4 tRNA genes are annotated in these 418 nt (G+C 51.9%); all 4 read right to left on the reverse strand.

What is annotated here, in order from left to right:
- Nucleotides 1-50: 50 nt before the first annotated feature.
- Nucleotides 51-127, reverse strand: a tRNA-Ile gene (locus tag ACYQ73_RS28270).
- A gap of 1 nt (nucleotide 128) precedes the next feature.
- Nucleotides 129-202 (reverse strand) — tRNA-Gly (locus ACYQ73_RS28275).
- 5 nt (nucleotides 203-207) lie between these two features.
- Nucleotides 208-283, reverse strand: a tRNA-Phe gene (locus tag ACYQ73_RS28280).
- Nucleotides 284-297: 14 nt separating this feature from the next.
- A tRNA-Asp gene (locus ACYQ73_RS28285) sits at nucleotides 298-373 on the reverse strand.
- Between the last annotated feature and the right edge of the window lie 45 nt (nucleotides 374-418).

Genomic DNA, 418 nt, shown 5'->3' on the forward strand with positions numbered 1-418 from the left:
AACCTGATTAACAGTCAGGTGCTACTACCAACTGAGCTACTTCGGAATAATGGTGGGCCTAAATGGACTCGAACCATCGACCTCACGCTTATCAGGCGTGCGCTCTAACCAGCTGAGCTATAGGCCCTTGGAGCGGGTGATGAGAATCGAACTCACGACATCAGCTTGGAAGGCTGAGGTTTTACCATTAAACTACACCCGCAAATATGGTGGGTCAGGACGGAATCGAACCGCCGACACTTAGAGCTTCAATCTAATGCTCTACCAACTGAGCTACTGACCCATATTTCAAAAAAATGGCGGTCCCGACCGGGATCGAACCGGCGATCTCCTGCGTGACAGGCAGGCATGTTAACCGCTACACCACGGGACCATTTTGGTTGCGGGGGCCGGATTTGAACCAACGACCTTCGGGTTA

The organism is Lysinibacillus sp. CTST325 (assembly GCF_054665055.1).